Genomic DNA, 2410 nt, shown 5'->3' on the forward strand with positions numbered 1-2410 from the left:
CACCACCAGCGCGCCCTCCATCTCGCGCCGGCGTACCTGGCGCAGCAGCCCGACCGCTTCGGGCAGGGCGAACTGCTCCCCGGCCAAGCCGGCGATGAAGCGCCCGCCGCGAATCTCGCCGCGCGCCTCAAGCCGGTGGCAGCAGCGCAGCAGCTCACGCCAGGGTGGCAGCACATCACTCTCGCGCTCCAGCAGCCGCCAGCAGATCACGCCATAGCGTCTTAACAGGGTGCGGGCGAGGTGTTCCAACCGTTGCCCGTCGTCCACTTCGGCATTGCCCCTGCGTAACAGCGCCCAGCGCCCGGCGTGCGCCATGCTGGTGGAAATCGGCGCATGGCCGCGCCGGCTGTTGCGCGATGAGCGTTTCGCCGCCGGGGTGATAAGGCTACGCAGCCCGGTAAAGCTGTCGGCACTTGCAAGGCCCGAACCGACCAATTCCTGTAACGCCGTTTCCAGCTCGCTGGGCAACAAGTGGGCTTGCTGGGTCAGTTCGTCGAAGAACAGAGCGCCATGCGCCTGCAATACCTGATGCACACGTTGCGCACGCGGGCTTAGCTCGTCCAGAGCCGGCGCAGGTACAAGGCTGCGCCACAAGCCCAGGTGTTGACGTGGCAACAGCACCAGCGGCGTACTCGCCAGCGTACTGCTCGACACTTTGCCCGCCAGGCGGCTCCAGGCGAACTGCCCGCTGCGGCACGCCTCGTCGAGCCAGTGAATGCTGTAGTCCTTGATCCGTGCCGGCAGCAGCTCTGCCTCCCAGGCGCCGGCCGCGGCTGGGAAACCCTGCAACTGCTCAAGCACCTCGGCCACAGCGTGCGGCCCACGCAATTTTTCGTCGGCCGCAAGGTGCTGCCAGTCAAACACAAAGCGCATGAAGTCCTGCAGGCTTACCGGCTCGATCTCTCGGCGCAGGCGTTTGACTGTGTAGCGATGGATGCGCGCCAACAGGTGGCGTTCGCACCATTGCCGTTGCACCTCACCTGGGCTGAACTGGCCGCGCAGTACGTAGCCCTCTGCTTCCAGGCGGGCCAGTGCCTGTTCGATGGCTGCCTGCGGCTTGCCCAGTGGTGCGGCGATCTGCGCCAGGGTCAGCGGGCCGTGGCCGCTCAGGCGGGCGCGCAGCAGCTCGCTCAGTGCACTGTCCGGGTCCGGGGCCTGGTCGAAGCCGGGGAGCACGTGGAGGGCGGGCTCCAGACGTGCATCCGGATACAGCGCTTGGAGCAGGCTCAGGCGCTCGCGGGCCAGCCACAGGTGTTCGTCGGGCAAGCGTAACGCCCGGCCCGCCTTGGCCAGTTGCCTGAGCAGCAAGCCCCAGGTCGGGTTGGCCTGGACTTCGTGCTGGCTGATGGCGCCCAGGGTCATCAAGGCTTCGTGCATTTCGTCGGCGCTGCCGGGTTGCGGCCAGGCCTCTGCCTGGACAGCGCTGATGGCATCGGCGTCCAGCGCGCCCAGGTCGTCGCCACTGTGCACCTCGTTCCAGCGTCGGTTGAGTACCGCCTGGGTTCGGCGCTCCTCCAGCGGTGCATCATCAAGGAACGCATATGGCCTGGCGTTGAGGATGGCCGAGGCCAGCGGCGAGGGGGCCGGCAGGTCGCGGCTCAGCAAGCGCACCTGGCCGCTTTCAATGCGCCTCAACAGTGCCATCCAGCCCTCGCTGTCCATGGCTTCGTGCAGGCAGTCGTCGAGGGTCTGCTCGATCAGCGGGTGATCCGGGATTTGCCGTTCACCGACGATGTTTTCCAGGCAGGCGATCTGGTCGGGGAACACGGCGGCAATCAGGTCTTCGCTTTTCATGCGCTGGATCTGCGGCGCCACCTTGCGTCCGCCGACGTAGCGCGGCAAGGCCATTGCCACTGCCGCGTTCCAACGCCAGCGCACCCCGAACAAGGGCGCATCGAGCAGGGCCTGGATGAGAATGTGCTCGGCGTTGCGGCTGGACAGGTAGCGCCAGACTTCGTCCAGCTCGAAACTGTGGCTGGTCGACAGTGACAGCACGATGGCGTCCTCGCTGGCTGCCGCCTGCAATTCGAAATTGAACGTGCGGCAGAAGCGTTTGCGCAGCGCCAGGCCCCAGGCGCGGTTGATGCGGCTGCCGTAGGGCGAATGGATGATCAACTGGGTGCCACCGGACTCGTCGAAGAAGCGCTCCATCACCAGCGTGTGTTGCGAGGGCAGGGCGCCCAGCACTTCACGGGTACGCCCCAGGTAATCGAGCAGTTGGCTGGCGCAGGCCTCGTCCAGTGCATAAGTACTTTGCAGCCATGACAGCACTGGGGCGAAAGCGCCGTTACTCAGCCCCAGTTGCTCATCGAGACGTGCCTGCAGGCGGGCAACGGCGGCGGACAATTCGTCACTGCGTCCCGGCGCCTCTCCTAGCCAGAACGGAATGGTCGGCGGCAGGCCGTGGGCG

1 pseudogene is annotated in these 2410 nt (G+C 66.5%); it reads right to left on the reverse strand.

Going from position 1 to position 2410, the window contains the following annotated elements:
• Positions 1 to 2410 (reverse strand): annotated as a pseudogene (locus BLX42_RS15480) (ATP-dependent DNA helicase); the annotation flags it as partial.

Origin of the sequence: Pseudomonas sp. SG-MS2 (assembly GCF_009933855.1) — a bacterium.
GTDB classification, from domain to species: Bacteria; Pseudomonadota; Gammaproteobacteria; order Pseudomonadales; family Pseudomonadaceae; genus Aquipseudomonas; species Aquipseudomonas putida_E.